21 protein-coding genes are annotated in these 18,917 nt (G+C 47.0%); 10 read left to right on the top strand and 11 right to left on the bottom strand.

Features of this window, described 5'->3' with window-relative positions; translation table 11 throughout:
* Nucleotides 1-80: 80 nt before the first annotated feature.
* Nucleotides 81-869, top strand: coding sequence for a peroxide stress protein YaaA (yaaA, locus tag KFF03_RS11020; RefSeq protein WP_255856970.1), 789 nt, complete (start codon nt 81-83; stop codon nt 867-869).
* On the top strand, nt 862-1,440 hold the full coding sequence (locus KFF03_RS11015; protein WP_255856969.1) for a YajG family lipoprotein: 579 nt from the start codon (nt 862-864) through the stop codon (nt 1,438-1,440). The genes yaaA and KFF03_RS11015 overlap by 8 nt, the downstream gene beginning before the upstream one ends.
* 62 nt (nt 1,441-1,502) lie before the next feature.
* On the opposite strand, the gene KFF03_RS11010 is transcribed toward KFF03_RS11015, so the two are convergent.
* From KFF03_RS11010 to KFF03_RS11000, 3 genes are all read right to left on the bottom strand, one after another.
* Nucleotides 1,503-2,540 carry a CNNM domain-containing protein gene (locus KFF03_RS11010; RefSeq protein WP_255856968.1) on the bottom strand — a complete coding sequence of 346 codons (1,038 nt, stop codon included), beginning with the start codon at nt 2,538-2,540 and terminating at the stop codon, nt 1,503-1,505.
* Between the two features lie 98 nt (nt 2,541-2,638).
* Nucleotides 2,639-2,980 (bottom strand): HPF/RaiA family ribosome-associated protein, encoded by a 342-nt coding sequence (locus KFF03_RS11005; protein ID WP_255856967.1) that lies wholly within the window; start codon nt 2,978-2,980, stop codon nt 2,639-2,641.
* A 160-nt stretch (nt 2,981-3,140) separates the two neighbouring features.
* On the bottom strand, nt 3,141-3,896 hold the full coding sequence (locus KFF03_RS11000) for an enoyl-CoA hydratase/isomerase family protein (protein ID WP_255856965.1): 756 nt from the start codon (nt 3,894-3,896) through the stop codon (nt 3,141-3,143).
* 168 nt (nt 3,897-4,064) lie between these two features.
* Between KFF03_RS11000 and KFF03_RS10995 the strand changes: the two genes are divergently transcribed.
* The gene (locus tag KFF03_RS10995; protein ID WP_255856964.1) at nt 4,065-6,320 is read left to right on the top strand and encodes a bifunctional diguanylate cyclase/phosphodiesterase; all 2,256 of its coding nucleotides are present in this window, start codon (nt 4,065-4,067) and stop codon (nt 6,318-6,320) included.
* Between the two features lie 58 nt (nt 6,321-6,378).
* Here KFF03_RS10995 and KFF03_RS10990 read toward each other — a convergent pair whose 3' ends face one another.
* Nucleotides 6,379-6,867, bottom strand: a complete 489-nt coding sequence (locus KFF03_RS10990; protein ID WP_255856962.1) for a DUF2489 domain-containing protein — start codon at nt 6,865-6,867, stop codon at nt 6,379-6,381.
* Nucleotides 6,868-7,018: 151 nt separating this feature from the next.
* Between KFF03_RS10990 and KFF03_RS10985 the strand changes: the two genes are divergently transcribed.
* Nucleotides 7,019-7,456, top strand: a complete 438-nt coding sequence (locus KFF03_RS10985; RefSeq protein ID WP_255856960.1) for a DUF695 domain-containing protein — start codon at nt 7,019-7,021, stop codon at nt 7,454-7,456.
* A 29-nt stretch (nt 7,457-7,485) separates the two neighbouring features.
* On the opposite strand, the gene ylqF is transcribed toward KFF03_RS10985, so the two are convergent.
* On the bottom strand, nt 7,486-8,388 hold the full coding sequence (ylqF, locus tag KFF03_RS10980) for a ribosome biogenesis GTPase YlqF (protein ID WP_255856959.1): 903 nt from the start codon (nt 8,386-8,388) through the stop codon (nt 7,486-7,488).
* A 167-nt stretch (nt 8,389-8,555) separates the two neighbouring features.
* On the opposite strand from ylqF, the gene KFF03_RS10975 reads away from it, so the two are divergent.
* The gene (locus KFF03_RS10975) at nt 8,556-8,747 is read left to right on the top strand and encodes a hypothetical protein (protein WP_255856955.1); all 192 of its coding nucleotides are present in this window, start codon (nt 8,556-8,558) and stop codon (nt 8,745-8,747) included.
* A 73-nt stretch (nt 8,748-8,820) separates the two neighbouring features.
* Here KFF03_RS10975 and KFF03_RS10970 read toward each other — a convergent pair whose 3' ends face one another.
* Nucleotides 8,821-9,456, bottom strand: a complete 636-nt coding sequence (locus KFF03_RS10970; protein ID WP_255856953.1) for a hypothetical protein — start codon at nt 9,454-9,456, stop codon at nt 8,821-8,823.
* A 155-nt stretch (nt 9,457-9,611) separates the two neighbouring features.
* Between KFF03_RS10970 and KFF03_RS10965 the strand changes: the two genes are divergently transcribed.
* The 3 genes from KFF03_RS10965 (at nt 9,612) to KFF03_RS10955 (ending at nt 12,147) form a co-directional block, all read left to right on the top strand.
* Nucleotides 9,612-9,923 carry a BolA family transcriptional regulator gene (locus tag KFF03_RS10965; RefSeq protein ID WP_255856952.1) on the top strand — a complete coding sequence of 104 codons (312 nt, stop codon included), beginning with the start codon at nt 9,612-9,614 and terminating at the stop codon, nt 9,921-9,923.
* 72 nt (nt 9,924-9,995) lie between these two features.
* Nucleotides 9,996-10,700, top strand: a complete 705-nt coding sequence (locus tag KFF03_RS10960; RefSeq protein ID WP_255856949.1) for an START domain-containing protein — start codon at nt 9,996-9,998, stop codon at nt 10,698-10,700.
* Between the two features lie 73 nt (nt 10,701-10,773).
* On the top strand, nt 10,774-12,147 hold the full coding sequence (locus KFF03_RS10955) for a substrate-binding domain-containing protein (RefSeq protein WP_255856948.1): 1,374 nt from the start codon (nt 10,774-10,776) through the stop codon (nt 12,145-12,147).
* Nucleotides 12,148-12,243: 96 nt separating this feature from the next.
* On the opposite strand, the gene KFF03_RS10950 is transcribed toward KFF03_RS10955, so the two are convergent.
* On the bottom strand, nt 12,244-12,819 hold the full coding sequence (locus KFF03_RS10950; RefSeq protein ID WP_255856947.1) for a YecA family protein: 576 nt from the start codon (nt 12,817-12,819) through the stop codon (nt 12,244-12,246).
* Between the two features lie 38 nt (nt 12,820-12,857).
* Between KFF03_RS10950 and KFF03_RS10945 the strand changes: the two genes are divergently transcribed.
* Nucleotides 12,858-13,592, top strand: coding sequence for a M48 family metallopeptidase (locus KFF03_RS10945; RefSeq protein WP_255856946.1), 735 nt, complete (start codon nt 12,858-12,860; stop codon nt 13,590-13,592).
* Nucleotides 13,593-13,640: 48 nt separating this feature from the next.
* On the opposite strand, the gene KFF03_RS10940 is transcribed toward KFF03_RS10945, so the two are convergent.
* The 4 genes from KFF03_RS10940 to KFF03_RS10925 all read right to left on the bottom strand — a co-directional run bounded on the left by KFF03_RS10940 (nt 13,641) and on the right by KFF03_RS10925 (nt 17,504).
* Entirely contained in the window at nt 13,641-14,657 is a 1,017-nt protein-coding gene (locus tag KFF03_RS10940; RefSeq protein WP_255856945.1) for a polysaccharide deacetylase family protein, read from the bottom strand.
* Nucleotides 14,658-14,858: 201 nt separating this feature from the next.
* Nucleotides 14,859-15,470 carry a DNA-J related domain-containing protein gene (locus tag KFF03_RS10935; protein WP_255856944.1) on the bottom strand — a complete coding sequence of 204 codons (612 nt, stop codon included), beginning with the start codon at nt 15,468-15,470 and terminating at the stop codon, nt 14,859-14,861.
* Nucleotides 15,471-15,511: 41 nt separating this feature from the next.
* Nucleotides 15,512-16,612 carry a helix-turn-helix transcriptional regulator gene (locus KFF03_RS10930; protein WP_255856941.1) on the bottom strand — a complete coding sequence of 367 codons (1,101 nt, stop codon included), beginning with the start codon at nt 16,610-16,612 and terminating at the stop codon, nt 15,512-15,514.
* A 7-nt stretch (nt 16,613-16,619) separates the two neighbouring features.
* On the bottom strand, nt 16,620-17,504 hold the full coding sequence (locus KFF03_RS10925; protein ID WP_255856940.1) for a hypothetical protein: 885 nt from the start codon (nt 17,502-17,504) through the stop codon (nt 16,620-16,622).
* Between the two features lie 215 nt (nt 17,505-17,719).
* On the opposite strand from KFF03_RS10925, the gene KFF03_RS10920 reads away from it, so the two are divergent.
* Complete coding sequence (locus KFF03_RS10920) at nt 17,720-18,832, top strand: helix-turn-helix domain-containing protein (RefSeq protein ID WP_255856939.1); 1,113 nt, start codon at nt 17,720-17,722, stop codon at nt 18,830-18,832.
* The last annotated feature ends 85 nt before the right edge of the window (nt 18,833-18,917 follow it).

Here is an 18,917-nt window from a genome sequence, read left to right as displayed (position 1 = left end):
GACAATTCAACAGGGCTGTTATGATAACCGCCATTGTCATGAATTACTGCTCTGAATCCGTTCAGATAAGGACGAAAACCATGTTGACTCTGTTGTCTCCGGCAAAAACCCTGGACTTTGAAACTCCGGCTACGACCGCCACTTACACTCAGGCAGACTTTCTTGAGCATTCTGCTGAGCTGGTGGATGTGCTGAAACCGTATTCCCCGGATGAAGTGGGGGCCTTGATGAAACTCAGCCCGGCGTTATCCGAATTAAATGTACAGCGTTACCACGATTGGGTACTGCCTTTTAAACCCGATAACGCCAAAGCGGCGATGCTGGCTTTTAAAGGGGATGTGTATACCGGGTTGGAGGCGAACACCTTTGATCAGTCACAATTAGAATTTGCCCAGCAGCATGTACGTATTCTGAGTGGCTTATACGGTTTATTACGGCCGCTGGATTTAATTCAGCCTTATCGTTTAGAGATGGGTACCAAACTGGAAAACCCACGCGGTAAAAACCTGTACGATTTCTGGGGAAATATCATTACCGATGCATTAAACGCCGAGCTGGAAAAACACGGCAGCCAAAGCATCGTTAATCTGGCTTCAAATGAATACTTTAAATCGGTAAAAACCAAACAGCTGAAAGGTGAGTTAATCACGCCGGTATTTAAAGATGAAAAAAATGGTCAGTATAAAATCATCAGCTTTTATGCGAAAAAAGCCCGCGGTTTGATGACGGCCTATATTGTAAAAAATAACATCGATAACGCCGAAGCCATTAAACAATTTGATGTGGCAGGCTATCGTTTCAGCGACGAAGACTCGGTTGGCAATACCTGGGTATTTAAACGTGCAGAAAAGGACATTCCCAATGCATAAATTATTGATTACCGCGTTAATGGTGGCTGGTGTTAGCGGTTGTGTGCTGGCTCCACAAACCATCGAACTCAACGAAAGTTACGTATTGCCAGCCGGCCAGGTGAATCCGCAACGAGATGCGTTGGTCAGAGTGATTGATCGTCGTAGTGGGGTAACGGCTGATCAGCTGGGCCATCGCGGTGGCCGCTTGCCGGAAGATTCGCCACTGCTGGCACAACAAAATCTGAGTGATATTCTCACCGCACGGTTGCAGGATTCCTTGTCTCAGCTGGGCTTTGGTGGTGCAGGGCCTCTAGAACCAGTAAAACTGCAGCTGGATATTAATAATTTTGCGTTCAGCTGCAATGAAGGCATTGTGGTAAATGAATGCAACCTGGCATTTCAGTTTTTACTCACTGCCATTACCGATGAGCAAACCTTTACCAAGCCTTATGGTTTTAATGAAACCCGTGGCTTAGCGGCGTCACCATCAACCTCTTACAACCAGCAGTGGGTAAATGAATCTCTGGATAAGGTCTGGGAGCGTATTTTCAGCGATGCGGAATTGCTTGCTGCGCTGAATGTGGAGTGATTTGTCACTTTTCTGAAAAATAAAACCCCGGTTTATCGCACAATAAACCGGGATTTTATTGACTATTTATTCTTCGCTTGCCGTAACCGATTGCGATACTTCGAGCGGGCCAGTGCCTGAAGGTCTTCCACTTCATCGGTTTCATCAACAATTTCCCGGCCTAATAAGGTTTCAATCGCGTCTTCCAGTGAAACCACACCTGCCGTTTGGCCAAACTCATCAGTGACTAAGAACAGGTGTTTACGCTGTTTAATAAAGGCATCCAATAAACTTTGTACCGACATTTTTTCAGATACGTGAATGATTGGTTTTAATACCTGTTCCAGTGTATCGCCGCCTTTTCCCTGTCGTTCTGCTTTGTATAAATCAGCGCGCAAAACCTTGCCGCGAACATCATCGGTATTTTCGCCATAAACCGGAATACGAGTGAATTGTTGGGTATCCGGATTATCCAGTGCTTGGGTAATCGTCATATTGACTGGCAACATATGAACAACGCTGCGCGGCGTTAAAATAGCTTCGGTTTTGATTTCCCGCAGGCTGAACAGGTTGGATAAATATTCATTCTCCTGAGAAAACAAATTACCCTCCCGGTGGCTCAGAGAAGCCAGTGCAATAATTTCTTCGCGAGTAATTTCGTTCTCTTTATCGGCATTAAACAAACGGGTTAAGCGGGTTGCTAACCACACCAGTGGATAGACCAGGCGCACCAGCCAGATAATCACATACGCAGACGGAATCGCGAGTTGACGCCAGAAGGTTGCACCGAGGGTTTTAGGGATAATTTCAGAAAAGTACAAAATAGCGAGTGTCAGTACAAATGCAATTACCGTTTCCCATTCGGCACCAAACACCTGTAACGCCTGAGAACCCACACCCGCAGCCCCCATGGTATGCGCAAAGGTATTCAGAATCAGAATGCTGGATAAGGATTCATCGAGGTTGCCGCGCACTTTAGCAATGCTGGCACCACGCTTGGGATTATCAGCCTGCAGCTGTTCCGAGAAGCTCGGGGTGATTGACAGCAGAACGGCTTCAAGAATAGAACATAAGAAAGAAACGCCAATGGCAATGGCCAGATAAATAAACAGGAGTGTCATGGGGCTGGTTCGGCGGCTTGATGAGGTTTCATCATATACCGCCGTGATAAATTTGTAAGTGTACTTTGTAGAATGGGGAAGCGCTCAGGCTTCGAAGTTCAGGCTTCCAGAGTCTGGGAGCGATGCAGGTCGCGTTTATAGTGTCGTTTACTCAACTTACGTGACAACGCCGATGCAGAACGACTGGCGGTTTTACTGATTGCCGCCTCTATTTCGCTGGCCTGACTGCGAACCACCACATCCGGTTGATCGGGAAGGGTGAGATAAAACTGACAGTCTTTATCAATGCCGCCCTTAGGGCCGTTGATGTCATCCAGTCTTACACGGACCTTCTGGATCCGGTGATGAAAGCGATTAAATGCAAACTCCACCCGTTTTTTTAACAGAGAACGTAGTTCTTTTGTGAGGGTGATATTGCGTGATTGAATTTCAATTTGCATGTCTGTTCCTCCATAACTGCCAATTCAGACTACCTCTCATGCTGCTCAGAAAAAAGTGAATTAACGTTAAGATTTGGCAATGTTATGCAAAGAGGTTATGGATCAGAAGGCACAAAAAAAGCGCCAATTGGCGCTTTTAGACTACTCAGCAGAGCGTCACTTATTTACCACCTTTTAATACGTGGTTAATACGGGCCTGGGTTTCAGGCGTTTGTAATAATGCTGAGAATTCTTCCATTTCTGCTTTTACTGCCTTATTAACACGCTCATGATGCCCTTCCGCTTTACCTAACTGCTTGATTGCGCGGATCGAACCCTGAGAATTTTGCAGTAAAGCCTGGGCTGCTTTCATCGCATGCTCCAGGGCGCTGCCATCCTCAACCGCAGCGTTGATCAGGCCCCATTTTTCCGCTTCTGCGGCACTGAAAAAGCGACCAGTTAACAACAGGTCCGCCGCATTTTTAGCGCCAATCGCTTCTTTTAACAGCACAGAGGAGCCACCTTCTGCAGCAACACCAATTTTGGTGAAGGGCAGGCTGTAACGAATGCTATTTCCGGCATAAGCCAGATCGGCATGTAATAACAGATTGGCACCAATACCAACGGCAACGCCTTCCTGAGCCAGGATCAGTGGTTTTTCCATTGCTGCTAAAGCATCAAAAATCCCCGCAACACCTTGCTCAACCCCTTTCAGGTCACCTTCAGGCAGCAGGTCTCGTAAATCATTACCCGCCGTGAATTTGCCACCGGCGCCCGTCATGACAATCACTTTAACATCGTCATTCTGTTCGCTGTCTTTCAGTGCGGCAATTATATCGGTATAGGTCTGTACACGAATGGCGTTCAGCACTTTCGGGCGGTTCAGGGTAATAACGGCAATACCGTTGTCCAGGCTGTATTCAATATCCTGATACATAAAGCGTTCTCTTGGTCTGTGTAGCTACTGATGAGAGTGATCATGGCAGAGCGGGGCGCTGATTTCAAACAAGTGTTTGAAATCTGGTCGAATACTGAATAAAGGCGCTTTTGGGGATATGAACTAGACTGATTGCATATCCCGAACTGCGGCGCTCTGGAGTTGTTTGTGCAGCCTCGAATTCAAATCCTGCTGGTTTATTTATTTGTACTGGTATTGGCCCTGGCGATCTCCAGTTCCATCGTTATTTCCGGGCGTCACGTCAGTGAAACCACGTCACAACTGGCGGAAGTAAAACTGCCGCGCTTGCAGGGCATTAACGACCTGTACCTGGCGATTGTTGAGCATGAACGTCTGCTGTATGAATATTACGCCACCACGGATTCGGATAAATTTGCTCTGCTGCTCAGTGGCAATGAGTCGCGGATACGTGATGATCTGGCGTTAATCTCAGAAGCATTTCCGGATTGGGAACCGCTGGAAGACCTGCGTAAGGAAGAAGGCATGGTGAAGGCTTATACCAGCCAATTGGATCTGTTATTTCGGGCGGATCAGGTGGATTGGGATTTAGCCCGTGAGCTATTACAGGAAGTGAGCAAAACAGGGCGGCGCATTTTTCCTATTCTGGACATGCTGGTGGAGCGGATTCAGCAAGATGCGCTAGAAACCGCAGCGATGACTCAACAATCCACCGACCGAAGCAGTACTCAGGTGATTGCCTTTGCGGCACTGATTCTCGTTGTCGCTGGTTTTGTTGGCTATTTTTTCAACAGTTATATTCGTGAAACCGCCAATCGTCGCCGCTTAGCTATGTTTGCTGAGCGTAGCCCGAATCCGATCATGAGCTTCACCTGGAATGGCCGGCTGAATTACACCAACCCAGCGTGTGATGCGTTGATGAAGCAACTGGACAACCACTCCGGGCGGCCAGAAAGTTTATTGCCGGAAGACTTCGACCAGATTCTGCTGACATTACAAAGCAGCAAAGACGATTATTCGCAGTGGGTGGCTAAAGGTACCGGTAATGCCACGCTGGAATATTCGCTGTCATTGTTACGTGATTTAAGAACCTGCCATTTATTTATTGAAGATATTAGCGCTCAGGTTGAAGCCAATAAATCGCTGCAGTATCAGGCATATCATGATTTATTAACTGACTTACCTAACCGCCGCTTTTTTAATGAGGCTGTTGCTGAGCTGGTTCAGCAAAAAGATAAAAAACCGTTTACCGTGATTCTGCTCAGTGTTGATCGGTTTGATCAGGTGGTTGCCAGCGCGGGATATCAGATTGCCGACAAGCTGTTAAAAGAAGTGGCTGATAACCTCGATCGTACGGTTAAAAACTTCAGCAGTCGCAGTTTTAAAAACCGTAACTTTCGGCTTGATTCCAGTAAATTTGCATTGTTGTTGGAAGATTTTCCCGATCAGAATTTTGCTGAAAATCTGGCGACGGAATTGCTGGAAGAAATGAAGGTGCCCATGTGCATCGACAACAAAGAATTTCATATCTCGATCAGCATTGGTTTGAGTCATTACCCGGAACAAGCCGATTCAGCGGCGGAATTACTGTCGAATGCAGACGCCGCGTTGAGCCGGGTGAAACGTGACGGTGGTGACGGTTTGTTGTGTTACAACCAGAATATTCACGCCATTGAACAAGCCTGGATCGAGATTGAGCGTAACCTGCGTCAAGCCATTGATAATGAAGAGCTGGTGCTGTTTTATCAGCCTAAAATTTCAGCTCAGGGACACCAATTGTCGGGTGTTGAGGCTCTGATCCGCTGGCGTCGCAGTGATGGCAGTATGGTGTCGCCTGGTGAGTTTATTCCGGTGGCCGAACAAAGTGGTCTGATTGTGATGATAGGTGAATGGGTGATTCATGAAGCCTGTCGTCAGTTTGAGAACTGGGCCGATGATGAGCCGGTTAATATTGCCATTAACTTATCCGCCAGACAGTTTCGCCACCCGGACTTTGTTCAGATGATGTCTGAGTGTTTGCATCATTATGCCATTGAGCCGGGCATGATCGAACTGGAAATTACCGAAAGCCTGCTGATGAACGACATTGAAAGCAGCATTCAGACCATGCACCAGTTAAAAGAATTAGGGTTTAAATTATCCATCGATGACTTTGGTACCGGTTATTCATCGCTCAGTTATCTGAAAGACTTCCCGATTGATAAATTAAAAATTGATCGGGCATTTGTGATGAATATCGAGAATAACCCGGCGGATGAAACTTTGGCTAAAACCATTGTCGATCTGGCCCATAATATGGACTTAACGGTGGTAGCTGAAGGGGTGGAAAACGAGCAGCAATTAGGAATCTTGACCCGTTTGGGCGTTGAAGAGATTCAAGGCTTTTATTTCAGTAAGCCGGTGCCAGCGGTTCAGATTGAAGAAAAATACCGCCAGCATTCATAACTCCAGCATTATATAAATAGCCCGGCCGCTGCTGATTGAATCGGCAGCGGCCATCGCCTTACTGAAGCAGAGTGACTTGCGGGAAACTGTAATTCACCAGCCAGTTCAGCTCTTTCTCAATGGCCTCTTTATGCTGTTGTTCCAGTGTCCAGCGTTGCTTATCCAGCTTAAACTGCTCTTTTTTCGGTAATTGTTTGTAGGCATCCAGAATCGGCATCTCGCGAGTCTGGTCGTGATGAGTGCGCAGTGTTTTTAGCTCGGGTAATTGCCAGGCATCCGGGTCTAACCCGGAAATCAGATAGTGAATACGCAACACACCTTCTGTGATTTCACATTGTTGTGCAATGACCGAGCGGGCAACAAAGCGGATATCGGTCACTAACTCCAGTTGCTTTTGGCGCAGATTATGAGCCGCCGCCGCTTCTTCATCCTGTTGTTGCTGCTGAGCTTGTTGCTCTGCTTGTTTGACCTGACGGGTCAGTTTCCAGGCATACACCGCCAGGCCAGCGATAATCAGCAGTCCAATAATCAGGAGAATGAGGGTCATAACAAGGTCTCGATACTTCAGGTGTTAACAACGATAGGCGCATTATGACGAGTTGTTTTTCTTCTTGCCAGGCAATCCGCTGTTAAGCCTTTGGCATTTTTCAGAATATTGGTTACTCTGAGCGATAAGAAAAGTGAATAAGGATATGACCATGCTGGTCAATAATCGTTGGGTTCGTGCTTCTGGTGATCTGAATGGTAAGCCAATCAGCATTCAATATCGTGAAGACTGGTCGTTAGCACAAGAAAGTGAGCGTTATCCGGTTTGTGTTCAGATAGCCTGGCATGCTGACAGCCTGGATGAAAGTACGGGCTTTCCGTCTGATCAGGAGCAAAACCAGATTCTGGCTTTCCACCAGGCATTACAGGATAAGCTGGAGCCTTCTGAAAACGCGGTGGTCGCTATGATGATCACCCATGATGCGATTAATCAGTGGATTATCTATTGCGAAGATCTGGATGTGATGAAAGACGCTCTGGATCAGATCCCAACCGATCAGGGTTTATACCCGATTGAAGTCGTCGCGGACGATGATGCTGAATGGCAGACCTTTAGCAAGGTGCATGAGGTTATTGTCCAGGGCGGCTAACTTTTAGCCAGCCCAAATAAATTGCAGGATCAGGACTTCTGATCCTGTTCTGCTTCCAGCGCCGCCAGGCGTTCGGCTTCAATCGCAGCTAATTCCGCTTCCACCATTTCTGGTGTTTCTAACGAGATTAAACCAATCTTGCCAGCACGCATTTCATGCAGACACAGTTCCGATGCTTTATGCAGATCCACGACACCGCCCGGGCGTAAACAGCCACGTTTTGCAGCCACGGTATTGAGTGCGGCTTCCGCGCTTTCAGGCAGCTCTTTCATTTTAAAACGTGTCATCAGCGGCTGCTGGTAACGTTCCAACAGATAACCCAGTGCAAACTGCGCGACATCGGTGTACTCGATAGCCGTATCTTTCACCGCACCGGATGCTGCCAGACGGTAGCCACTCAGCTCATTTTCAAATTTAGGCCACAGAATTCCCGGTGTATCTGAGAGCACAATGCCATTTTTCAGGTCGATCATCTGGTTGGCTTTGGTTACGGCAGGCTCGTTGCCGGTACGGGCTATCTGGCGACCAGCCAGCGCATTAATCAAGGTGGATTTGCCCACATTTGGGATACCCATGATCATGACCCGAATCGCCAGCTTCTTCTCCGTGCGTTTGTGGCCAATCTTTTTACACAGCTGTACGACCTTTTTAACCTGTTTTTTATCCTCGGCTACCAGTGGCATCGCCTGGGTATTGTGTTGTTGACTAAAGTACTTCACCCAATTCTGAGTGACTTTGGGGTCAGCCAGGTCAGATTTATTGAGAATTTTGATGCAGGGCTTGTCGCCTCTGAGTTCATCAACCATCGGGTTGGTGCTGGAGAAAGGCAATCGGGCATCCAGAACCTCAATCACCAGGTCAATTTCCGGCATCGCTTCGGCAATCTTTTTGCGTGCTTTGTTCATGTGGCCGGGGAACCATTGAATTGCCATAGTGACGTTTTCCCATTGACGGTTGGTTAAAAGGGCGGCACATTGTAAAGCAAGGCCTGTGTAGAGCAACTGCTAAGATGTACTCACAACAGACCAGCAGTCAGCGACACAGGATTGTCACAAAACCAGCTTAGGCTGGTGCTAGTCGATAGGACGGGAGACGGAATATGAATCTCTTACCCGAAAACAGCGCAGACAGCGTCAAGCAACAGGGGCGTCAGGCCTCTGCCACCGTATCCGGACGGCGTCGTTCGGGCTTTCTTGTTGGTAATAAATTTGTGTTCTCCGATCAGGCAGAGGTGCTGTGGATGCAGGCCGGGCCTGGAGAGTTCAGGGAATTGCGTATCTGGCGTAAATGACGTGATTAAAAAGGCAGAACGATGATGTTCGTTCTGCCTATATGGTTGAGCGGCTAGCCTTAGCTAGCAACTATCAGCTGGCAAACATAGAAGCTGGCTCTGATTCTTCAGCACTGTCTTCCGTTTGAATATCAGCTGATGACATTTCTTCTGCTGTCGTCTCTTCAGAGGCAGTTTCTTCAGCTGCTGGCTGTTCACTTGCTTGCTGTTGTGAGTCAGACGACTCAACAGGCTCCGAAGCGCTTTGTTGTGCTTCCAGCGCTGCTGCTACACGCTTTTGTACTTCCGCTTCGATGGCGGCTTCTGCTTCGTCATCCAATTTGGCTTTTTTACGTTCCAGTTTGGTCACGGTACGGTCGTGATTACCCCAGGCACCGCCTTTAAACTCAATGCTGTGAACGCCATTTTCTTCAGCAATTTCATTGGCGATCGACTTCGCCGCTTCGTCAGCGTCGCGTGCCATCAGTTTACGCTCTGAGGCATCAACACGAGCAAATAAATCAACCAGAGCACTGGATAAAATTTCCTGAGCCACTTCTTCGCGGCTCTTGTGGAAACGCTTGGCAATAATGCTCAGCATCGCCAGATCGCTGGCATCCAGGCGGGTCGTTACCGTGGCCAGTGTTTGTTCCATTTCACGTTTGGCTTTCTCTTCCTGATAATAACGATCGATCAGAGATTGTGTGCTGGTGGTATCGATATCCTGCATAGTGATGACATTCCTGGGGTTGCTGCAAAAATCAGCCGTATACTGTATATGCTTACAGAGTTTTTGTGAACAGCCTTTTGCTCAGGCTCGCATGTTTTCTATCCGCCGGATGCCTTATAGTGTTGTTTTTTCTACCTATGACTGCGGAGCTGTAAATGGCCGTCGATATTGCGCAACAAATCACCGAAAAATTATCAGCATTAGATCCGGTACAACTGGATATTGTTAATGAAAGCCATATGCACTCCGGTCCGGCAACAGATTCCCACTTTAAGCTCACGGTGGTGAGTGACGCGTTTGCGGGTAAACGTCCGGTCGCACGACATCAGCTGGTATATGGCATTCTTAGTGAGGAGCTTGCAGGACCGGTTCATGCTCTGGCTTTGCATTTGTATTCCATTGAAGAGTGGCAGGCTGCAGAAGTCCCGGATTCGCCGAATTGCCGTGGAGGCAGTAAGTTTGATTAGTTTGGCCAATGTATTGGGTGATTGCCTAAGTCAGGTTAACAGGCAGAGTTGACTGCGTTTAAGAGAGTGGATATGAAATTTATGATATTGAGCATATGGAATGTGTTATCCCTGCTGATGGTACTGGTTGGTTCTGTTCATGTTGCCAATGCCGCTGATAGTGGGGATGTGGTTAATGAGGTTGAAGCTTCCTGGCAGCTGGAGAAGCATGATAAAGATCTTGGAATCAAAGTATTCACACGGGAAGTAGCTGGTTCAGAGTTAAAAGCATTTCGCGGAGAAATGGTGCTGACGTCGACACTGTCAGCACCGATTGCGTTGCTGGAGGATACGTCTCAGGCTCCTGAATGGATGCACAATTGCGGTATTGTCGAAATCATTGAATATCAAAATGCCGGAGAAGCTCTGTCGTATATGATTACAGAGGCTCCGTGGCCGGTTTCTGATCGCGATACCATTGTGCACTCTGTAGCTAGCCAGGACCCTGATACATTGGCTGTCAGAGTCGATGTTACTGCACGTAATGATGTTTTTCCGGCCAATGACGAGTATGTTCGTGTGACCCAGATGCGTGGTTTCTGGTTGTTTTCGCCATTGAAAAACGGTGAGTTGAACGTCATTTATGAAGTGCACGCTGAACCTGGTGGTGGTTTACCGAGCTGGCTGGCAAACAGTGTGGTGGTGGATACGCCTTATCACACACTGAAAAATATGCAGAAAATTATCCGCTCTGAACGTTACCAGAATGCCGAGTTATCATTCATTAAAAACCATTAAAAAGTAGCTGTAACAAAAGTGTAACATTTGAGTCATAGACTGCCCGGAAATTTGAACCGGGCTGTCTTAATCGATGAAATTGTTGTCTTCCCTTCTGCTTGTCTGCTTAACCCTTGTCAGTTCTTTCTCTAACGCGTTAGAGCGTTTTTCTGACTTGCCTTATGATGGCACAACCACTCTGTTTACTATTCATGGCTCCAACACGATTGGTGCAGCATTAGCTCCGAATCTGGTTAAAGAATATCTGGTTCAAAAGGGGGCTGAACAAATAGAAACCCTGGAAACCGGTGTTGAGAATGAAAAAATCATTCGTGGTGTGGTGCGTAATAGCCGCACCATTGTTGAAGTAGTGATTGAAGCACACGGTTCCGGCACCGGTTTTAAAGGGCTGGACTCCCAACAAGCCGATATTGCAGCGGCTTCACGCCCGGCGAAAGACAAAGAAGCGAACTTGTTAAAACATAAGGCCGACATGCGTGCACCGGAGAGTGAGCACATTGTTGGTATTGATGGCTTGGCCATTATTGTTCACCCGCAGAATCCGATTCACACATTAAGCGTTGATCAGATTGCCGGAATCTTTGCCGGTGACTATCAGAACTGGTCTGAATTAGGTGGTAACCCTGGCCAGATTAATGTTTATGCCCGTGATGATAAATCAGGTACCTGGGATTCGTTTAAAGGCATGGTGCTGGGTAAACAAAGCAGCTTAATTGAAACAGCCGAACGTTTTGAATCGAATGATGAACTGTCAGACCGTGTTTCTGCTGACGCTCAGGGTATTGGTTTTGTGGGTTTAGCATCGGTTAGACAGTCAAAACTGGTTGCCGTGTCAGATGGCACCGCAAAAGCCTTGTTACCCAATAAGCTGACGGTTGCCACCGAAGATTATGCGCTGGCACGTCGCTTATATATGTATACCGCGGGTGTTTCTGCCAATGCTTATGTGAATGAATTTCTGAACTTTGTACTGGAAAATTCTGGTCAGAAAATTGTCGCAGACACTGGCTTTATCTCTCAGGAGTTAATGGCTGTCATGCCAGAAACTTACGCTGAATTACCACAGGATTTTCGCGATATAACCGCCAATGCTGAGCGCCTGACGATTAACTTCCGTTTTAAGGAAGGCAGCGCCAAGCTTGATAATAAGGCACTTAAAGATGTTGAGCGTTTGGTGCAATACCTGAAAACTAATAATACAAATGAAATTGTTTTGATTGGTTTTGGTGATAAAAAGAAAACCGAAGAGCGTGCCCGGTTATTATCTAAATTACGGGCCATGGCAGTTCGTCGTGAGTTAGTCCGAAATGGCATTTATCCGAAAGAATCGGTGGGCTATGGTGAATATTTACCGGTTGCATCGATTAATCGCAGTGAAGGCCGGATGAAAAATCGCCGTGTCGAAGTGTGGTTGCGCGATGGTGCAGCAATAGCAACTGCAGAATAACCGTGCAAAAAAAGCCAGAGTCTGTAAACAGGCTCTGGCTTTGATCTTAATGGTGGTTATACCGTTGCAGGCTTACTGACGATGCAGTTACAGGCTTTATTGACCGTGCAACTGCAGGTATACGGCAATCACCGCTGCCGGAATATTGCCACACATCTGATCGGACAATTCGATGTCTTCATCGATATCAGCCATCTCTGGTTCTTCGGCGAATAAACCGGAAGCATACATAATCGGGAACAGGCCTTCCGCCACTTTTTCTTCCTGCTCGGCGTACCAGGCTTCTTCCTGCAATAACACCGCCGTCATATAACCAATGGCCCAGCTTTCCAGCGGCGGCTCATCTTCTTCGTCGTCCACCAGGCTCAAATCGGCAGGAACCGGGAAGTCCTGACCAGAATCCAGCCAGGCCTGAATCTCTTTGCTCAGTTTGATAAATAACGTGTTTACCGTATCTTTTTCATCTTTGCTGAAGCCCAGTTGCTCATCAAAGGCTGATTCCCACACCTGACGCACGTTAAACTCAATCGGGCCGGATAATAGCCCGGTGATCAGACCGTGCACGGCAAAAAAATCAAAACTTTCCTGGCGTTCGGCTTCGGTTTCCAGCAAAACGCCCAGGGTTTCCAGCTCTTCTTCACTCAGGGCTGGGATACTGTTTAGGTCAGACATACAATACTCCTGAATTTGCACGCAATCGTATCAGGCTTATGGGCGCACGAACAACGTATCAACGAACAAATCGTCAACCGGCGGGTTATCAGCAAACCCTGTCGCTGGAAATGGGTGGAGAATCGGTATCTCTGCGGATTTCTGCCAGTCGCCGTAAGAGCATGCGTTTACAGGTGACTGAGAAGGGTGAGTTGGATTTACGTATCCCCTTAGGATGCCCCAAGCGCGATGTGTTGGCGTTTGTGAAATCGAATGAAGCCTGGCTGAAACAGCAGCGGGACCAGGTCTTACAGCGTCAGCAACAGAAACTGGAGCGTTATTCGGTTTTGGGAAACGAACTGACGGTGCAAACCAGTGCGTTGGATGAGTTCCTGGTAACGGATAGCACCATCTGGATTCCCGATCACTGGGATCATACCGATTTGCGCGATCAGATGGACAAATGGTTACGCCCCAAAGCACGGGCGTATTATCAGCAATTAATTGATCAATGGTGGCCATTTTTTGCTCGTTTTGCTGAGCTAAAGCCGGTTCTGCGGGTGAAAAAAATGCGGACTCGCTGGGGCAGTTTATCCCAGCGTGGTTACATCAACCTCAACCTGGCGCTAATGCAATTACCAGAAGAGCTGGTTGAGCTGGTTGTGGTGCACGAACTGTGTCACCTGAAGCATTTTGATCATGGCCCCGGTTTTAAAGGGCTGATGACTGAGGCGTTGCCAGACTGGCGCAGTCGTGAGCGCCAGTTGCAGCAATTGTCATCCAACGTATTGTGAATCGCTCATCTTTAAACGCCTCTTACAATATTAACGTCTCTTACAGCCTTAACGATTGCTGACGCTGGTGTTGATCCACACCTGAGAATACCAATAAAACCAGCCACGATGCTGACGGCTGGGTATGGTGCAATTATAACGGCTGCGGCCTGCAGTAATGGCTTCTTTGGCCTGAGCGTTGATCGTCAGGTGCTGATTATCCAGCATATCTTTTTCGGCAATCACCTCGGTAGGAATTGAACCTTCACCACTGGCGTAACATTGCACCTGAGAGCGATAAACATCGTTAGAGGTGACGTGCAGGCTTAACTTCGGCGGGTTTTCTTCGCCCAGGACTGGGTTAACCAACTGCTCTGCGGTAATGGCCAGTGGCAGGGTATTCAGTTTGGTTTTTAATGTTTCCGGGTTAGCGTAAATACCTGCTGCGGGGAAGCGGGGCAGTGCTTGCTGATGTGAGTCTGGTCCAATGGGACCAGACTGCTGACCAAAAGCGATGTAACCCTGTTCTTTCACCCATCGGGTAATCTCCAGATTAAATTCACCATAGGGATACGCTAATAATTGATGGCTGACGCCCAGCTTTTCTTCAATACGTTTTTCGGCCTGAGTAATTTCCTGATCCAGCCATTGCGTCCAACTTAATGATTCCGGCTTTTCCAGCAGGTAAGGATGACTCACGGTGTGGTTGGCGATGGTAGCGCCGTTTTGCTGTAATTCGGCCAGCTGCTCCCAGCTCATCACTTTATGATGTTTTTCATCCACCGCCTGAGTATTGGTAAATACAGTGAACGGCCAGTTACGCTGTTTTAATGCCGGGTACGCATTCAGATAAATCGACTCCCAGGCATCGTCAAAAGTAATTGCCACGCTGTCGATAGGAAGGGCTTTACCGTCGTTGAGTGTTTTCAGCGCGGTTTTTAAATCGACGACGGTTTTATTTTGCTTCTCCAACAACTGCATGTGTTGTTCAAACTGCTCCGGCGAAATACTGGTGACGGCAGGCGTGGTGCTATCAACATGATGATATTGCAGAATCACCAGTGCCTGGCCTGTGGATGAAAACAAAGTAAATACCAGGAGCGGTAGTAGATGTAGTAAGCGCATAGCGTTCTTATTCAAGTATGTTTTCGTTGAATGATAACAGAAGACCAGAGAGTTTTTTCGTAACAGCAACAGGATGTTGCGACCGCCCGGCAGGCACATGGATGTGCCTTCGGGGCGGTGGAGAAAAAGCTCTCTGGTTTTCTGTCTGAACAATAAATACGTTTACGCAATAAACGACGCTTGTTTTAAGCGTTGATAAGCGGCATTAATCTGCCGGAAGCGAAGACTGTCGCCGCCTCGGTCCGGGTGGTGTTGCATCGCTAAACGCCGGTATTGCTGGCGAATTTGTTTTGCCGTTACTGGTGGTGATAATTCAAGGGCTGTCAGATCATCGTCTTGATGTTGGCTGTAATCCGGGCGGCGCATTTGTTTCCAGAACTGCTCCAGCAGTAGTTCTACTTCTTCGCGGCTGGTGGAGAGATTATTCAGATCCAGGTAATACACCTGCAGCGGGTCCGCTTGTTCCAGCTCAGTATTATCTGACTGTTCAGTAGTCGCAGCTAACCCAGGAGCCAGTTGAATATGCAATGCGGAAATCAATAACTCACCGAGTTGCTCGCTGCGCCACTGCAGGCGCAAACGATACAAGGCGTGCATAATCAGGAAATTACAACGAAACAATAACAGCGAATCTTTTAACGCCTCATCGTTAAAAATGGATTGCTCCGGCTGCTGCAGCCATTTTACCAGTTCATACAAACTGGTCTTTTTGCCGTCGGCTAAATGACTGGCCAGCAGGGAGCGGATTACATCAATATCGTCATGTTCATTCATCCTATGACTGTAGCAGATCGCGTGATTGATAAGATAGCGACTTATCGGTCACAGGTATGATGTATCAGTTCAACTAACTCCGATTGGTTTTTAATGCCTAATTTACGAAAACTACTCGATAACTGATTTCTCACGGTATTCACCGAAATATTCAGATCACTGGCAATCTCTGCGACATGACTGCCAGCGGATAAACGAGTGGATATTTCAGCTTGTCGCAAACTGATACCAAATTGCTTATGAACGTGTCTGGCGTCGGCGTTTTGTTTGCGGCCAACCAACATCACCAAACGCTGATGATTAACTGAAACAGGTACCAGCCAGAATATTTCTGATTGGTTGCCATCCGTCAGGCTGATGGCATGCTGATTTCCCGACAATCGTTGTTTTTCAGGCGTTAAGAGCGCATTCACTTTTTGTTGCAGCTGGCAATATTGGTCGTAATCACGTGTGGTTAGTTTTTGATCTTTCAGGGTGACGAAGTGTGCTTGTTTCAGCCATTGCTCTGCCATTTTATTGCTGTATTTAATCGTCAGGTCAGAACTTAATAGCCATACCGGGCGATTCATTCCGTCGAGCATGTCTTTCTGTTCGTGATGACTTGGCTGATCTTTAAACAGATTACTTAATCGTAGCCATTGACCAAAATGAGGGTGTAATAAATTCAGGAACTGCTCGTCGTGATCAGCAAATGCCTGATGATCACAATGGCGTTGGAAAGCCAATTTCAGAATATGCTGATTATCGACTTTGAAACCACTGCCAATCGCATAACGCACGCCATGCTGTCGTCCCCAGTCCTGATAAAATTCACTGGCGCGATAGTCTTTATCGCTGACCATTCTTACTGCTGATTGAAATGGGTGATCAATGGCACCGCGGTCGATCAGCTTCTGAGTCCATGGATCGCGGGTGATAAAATAATCGGAATACTGATTAATGGCCGTTGAATCGTAATCAATCAGGTGAGCCTGATCCAAGGAATGGTTATAGATGCCCTCTACCTGCAGTGACGAATAAGGCGCATCAACCTCTGAGCGAAGATCGCTCATGATTTCAGGTATGTCATCCGGAGTAAGGATTGCCTGGTAAATGCGATCGATATAATCGCTGACCCGATTCACATCAACATTAATATTCATAACAACCTCATAAACGATGCGGAGCAATAGCAGCTGTCAGCTGAGACTGCTTATTAATACCGAGTTCGGCATACATTTTTTTCAGATAGGAATACACCGTATTGATGCTGTATCCGGTCTGGCTGGCAACCACTTCAGCACTGTTGCCATTGGCAAAGGACATGGCAACCTGGGCTTCAGCAGCGCTGATTGGCCACAGTTGTGTCAGCCATTGCGCCTTGTCGGCCGGGTTCAACTGGGTTAGCTGTATTGAAATATTGGCCGTTTTCGAACCCACTGGGTGACGAGTGACGGTGATCAACCAGAGCTTGCCTCGATAGTCACTGACCCTTTGTTTGACGTCCGTTCCACCCTTGCAAAAGGATTGGAGAATGTCGCGCAACCAGGTAGGGTCATCTTTCAGGTAAAGGCTGTGGTTGCTGACATCCAGTGGGGAGTTTGCGCCAGTTAAATCACTCAGCTCTTGATTCGCTATTAATTTTCCATGGCGATTTAATGTCACCGTTTGGCGGCGTAATGTTGACAGGCAAGCGCTGGAAAATTGTGCTTCAAGCAACCTCTGACAGTGTTGCTTGGCGAGCTTCAGCAAGGTTTCAATAAAGGCGCGATAAGGCGTTACCCTAAATAAAACTTCCTCTTTGCTGGATTGTTGATTATCGAATATCACTTCAAAACGGCCATATTTCACAACAACTGTGTTTGCAGAAAGGTCTTCGATTTGCTGATTTTCGACACCAAATTCTTCAGGGCCTGATAAAATTACACTATTAACTTGCGTGATTTCTGCTAAGTTCTTAATGAATTGTGGCCAGTCGGGATAGCACCCTGAGGTTAAATTTAACGCTTGAGTGAGCTGCTGAAATTGCTGGCTGATACCTTGGTGAGATCGCATAAATAAACACCGCGCCTGTATTTTTATTCTCGAACAGAATCTGCAATGCTACGCAAATCAGTCATTCCATCAGTCCGTTTCGATCCAGAAGTACGGTTTTTGGAGTTCTTTTGAGCTCGGAATGGACGCTTGGTTGCTTGATTTGAGTTAAATGGGTTTGTTCTTAGATCTTTGTTTCAAAAATATAATTAATTAGTTCGGTGGGGAGAAATTAGGTGGAATGGGTTTACTGGACCTTAATGGCCGTGTCCTTTGTATTATTTTGGGTCGTGTTATCCATTCGTTGTCGCTCTCGCCTTTGGTTAAGTGGCTACATGGCGTTTGTGATTGGTTACCTTGGGTTGATTCAGTTGGACGCCCAAGATTTCTATATCTCTCCAAAGTTATATTTTTGTTTGTTACCGATTGTCTTTTTACCCGGGCCATTACTGCTGGGTTATATTTCTCATATATCAACACGCAGCTATGTTGGCCTCAAAGATTTTGCCATTTGTTTGTTGCCACTGGCGATTGTGGTATCAGCCCCTGGATTATTAACCGATCAGCCGATGTTCAGTTTTGCAACGCAAGCGGATTACCAGCAGCCAGCCTATATCAGTTTGTTTAACCTCGTCAGTATGATGGCTGGGGTTCAGACCATTGCTTATGTGATTGCCTCTTTTTGGTTGATGGCAACCTTGCGCAGAGACTGGGCTTCGTATCAAAGTAAAACCCTGCCACGCTCCTGGCGCAAAATGATGAACGCAATTCTGGTGATTCTCATAACAACGGTCACACAGGTGACCAGCGCTTTTATGAATCCATCCGGCAATGCCCTGTCATTAGGTGATATTGGTTTTATGATTCTAGTGGCCTTCTTTCTTTGCATGGCGATTGAGACAGCCTGGAGGAACTATACCGGGGTACCTATTGAAGATGAGGTGATTCTGCAAAACCGTGAAATTGTTGCGGTATTGCCCGAAGATACATCCCATGCTCAGGAAACGAACGAGTTGCCGGATTCAGTGGTTCAGGCGGTGTTTGCTCAAGTCGAAGAGCAGCAACTGTTTCTGCAAGACGATTTATCATTAAGTTCGCTGGCTGAGCAACTGGGCACCACAACTCATAAGTTATCAGAGTTGATTAATAAGGGCGGTGGTAAAACCTTCTACGAGTTCATCAATGATTTTCGGGTGCGGTATGCTGCGGCAAAATTGCTGGAGCAACCAGGGATGGCAATTGTTGATGTGTATGTGGAAGCTGGGTTCTCAAGTAAGACGACCTTTTACGGCCATTTTAAGAAGGTGTTTGCTTGTACACCAACGGAGTATCGAAAAATCAATAGTTAAATCGCTTTTGAAGATAATAGCAAAGTGAAGCATCAATAAAGCCGTTTAACAGACAGTTAAACGGCTTTTCATGGTAAACAGAAGA

It is taken from the genome of Bacterioplanoides sp. SCSIO 12839 (assembly GCF_024397975.1).
Taxonomy (GTDB): Bacteria; Pseudomonadota; Gammaproteobacteria; order Pseudomonadales; family Oceanobacteraceae; genus Bacterioplanoides.
The sequence above is the reverse complement of the archived record's forward strand: the minus strand, read 5'-3'. Positions and strand labels throughout refer to the sequence as shown.

Bases quoted from the DNA above. Each gene is read 5' to 3' on its own strand.
- KFF03_RS11000 (WP_255856965.1), bottom strand. From the start codon at position 3,896: ATGTATCAGGATATTGAATACAGCCTGGACAACGGTATTGCCGTTATT.
- yaaA (WP_255856970.1), top strand. From the start codon at position 81: ATGTTGACTCTGTTGTCTCCGGCAAAAACCCTGGACTTTGAAACTCCG.
- KFF03_RS10925 (WP_255856940.1), bottom strand. From the start codon at position 17,504: ATGCGATCTCACCAAGGTATCAGCCAGCAATTTCAGCAGCTCACTCAA.
- KFF03_RS10935 (WP_255856944.1), bottom strand. From the start codon at position 15,470: ATGAATGAACATGACGATATTGATGTAATCCGCTCCCTGCTGGCCAGT.
- KFF03_RS10985 (WP_255856960.1), top strand. From the start codon at position 7,019: ATGCTGGTCAATAATCGTTGGGTTCGTGCTTCTGGTGATCTGAATGGT.
- KFF03_RS10990 (WP_255856962.1), bottom strand. From the start codon at position 6,867: ATGACCCTCATTCTCCTGATTATTGGACTGCTGATTATCGCTGGCCTG.
- KFF03_RS10945 (WP_255856946.1), top strand. From the start codon at position 12,858: ATGGGCGCACGAACAACGTATCAACGAACAAATCGTCAACCGGCGGGT.
- KFF03_RS11005 (WP_255856967.1), bottom strand. From the start codon at position 2,980: ATGCAAATTGAAATTCAATCACGCAATATCACCCTCACAAAAGAACTA.
- KFF03_RS11015 (WP_255856969.1), top strand. From the start codon at position 862: ATGCATAAATTATTGATTACCGCGTTAATGGTGGCTGGTGTTAGCGGT.
- KFF03_RS11010 (WP_255856968.1), bottom strand. From the start codon at position 2,540: ATGACACTCCTGTTTATTTATCTGGCCATTGCCATTGGCGTTTCTTTC.
- KFF03_RS10965 (WP_255856952.1), top strand. From the start codon at position 9,612: ATGGCCGTCGATATTGCGCAACAAATCACCGAAAAATTATCAGCATTA.
- KFF03_RS10950 (WP_255856947.1), bottom strand. From the start codon at position 12,819: ATGTCTGACCTAAACAGTATCCCAGCCCTGAGTGAAGAAGAGCTGGAA.
- KFF03_RS10970 (WP_255856953.1), bottom strand. From the start codon at position 9,456: ATGCAGGATATCGATACCACCAGCACACAATCTCTGATCGATCGTTAT.
- ylqF (WP_255856959.1), bottom strand. From the start codon at position 8,388: ATGGCAATTCAATGGTTCCCCGGCCACATGAACAAAGCACGCAAAAAG.
- KFF03_RS10930 (WP_255856941.1), bottom strand. From the start codon at position 16,612: ATGAATATTAATGTTGATGTGAATCGGGTCAGCGATTATATCGATCGC.
- KFF03_RS10960 (WP_255856949.1), top strand. From the start codon at position 9,996: ATGAAATTTATGATATTGAGCATATGGAATGTGTTATCCCTGCTGATG.
- KFF03_RS10955 (WP_255856948.1), top strand. From the start codon at position 10,774: ATGAAATTGTTGTCTTCCCTTCTGCTTGTCTGCTTAACCCTTGTCAGT.
- KFF03_RS10975 (WP_255856955.1), top strand. From the start codon at position 8,556: ATGAATCTCTTACCCGAAAACAGCGCAGACAGCGTCAAGCAACAGGGG.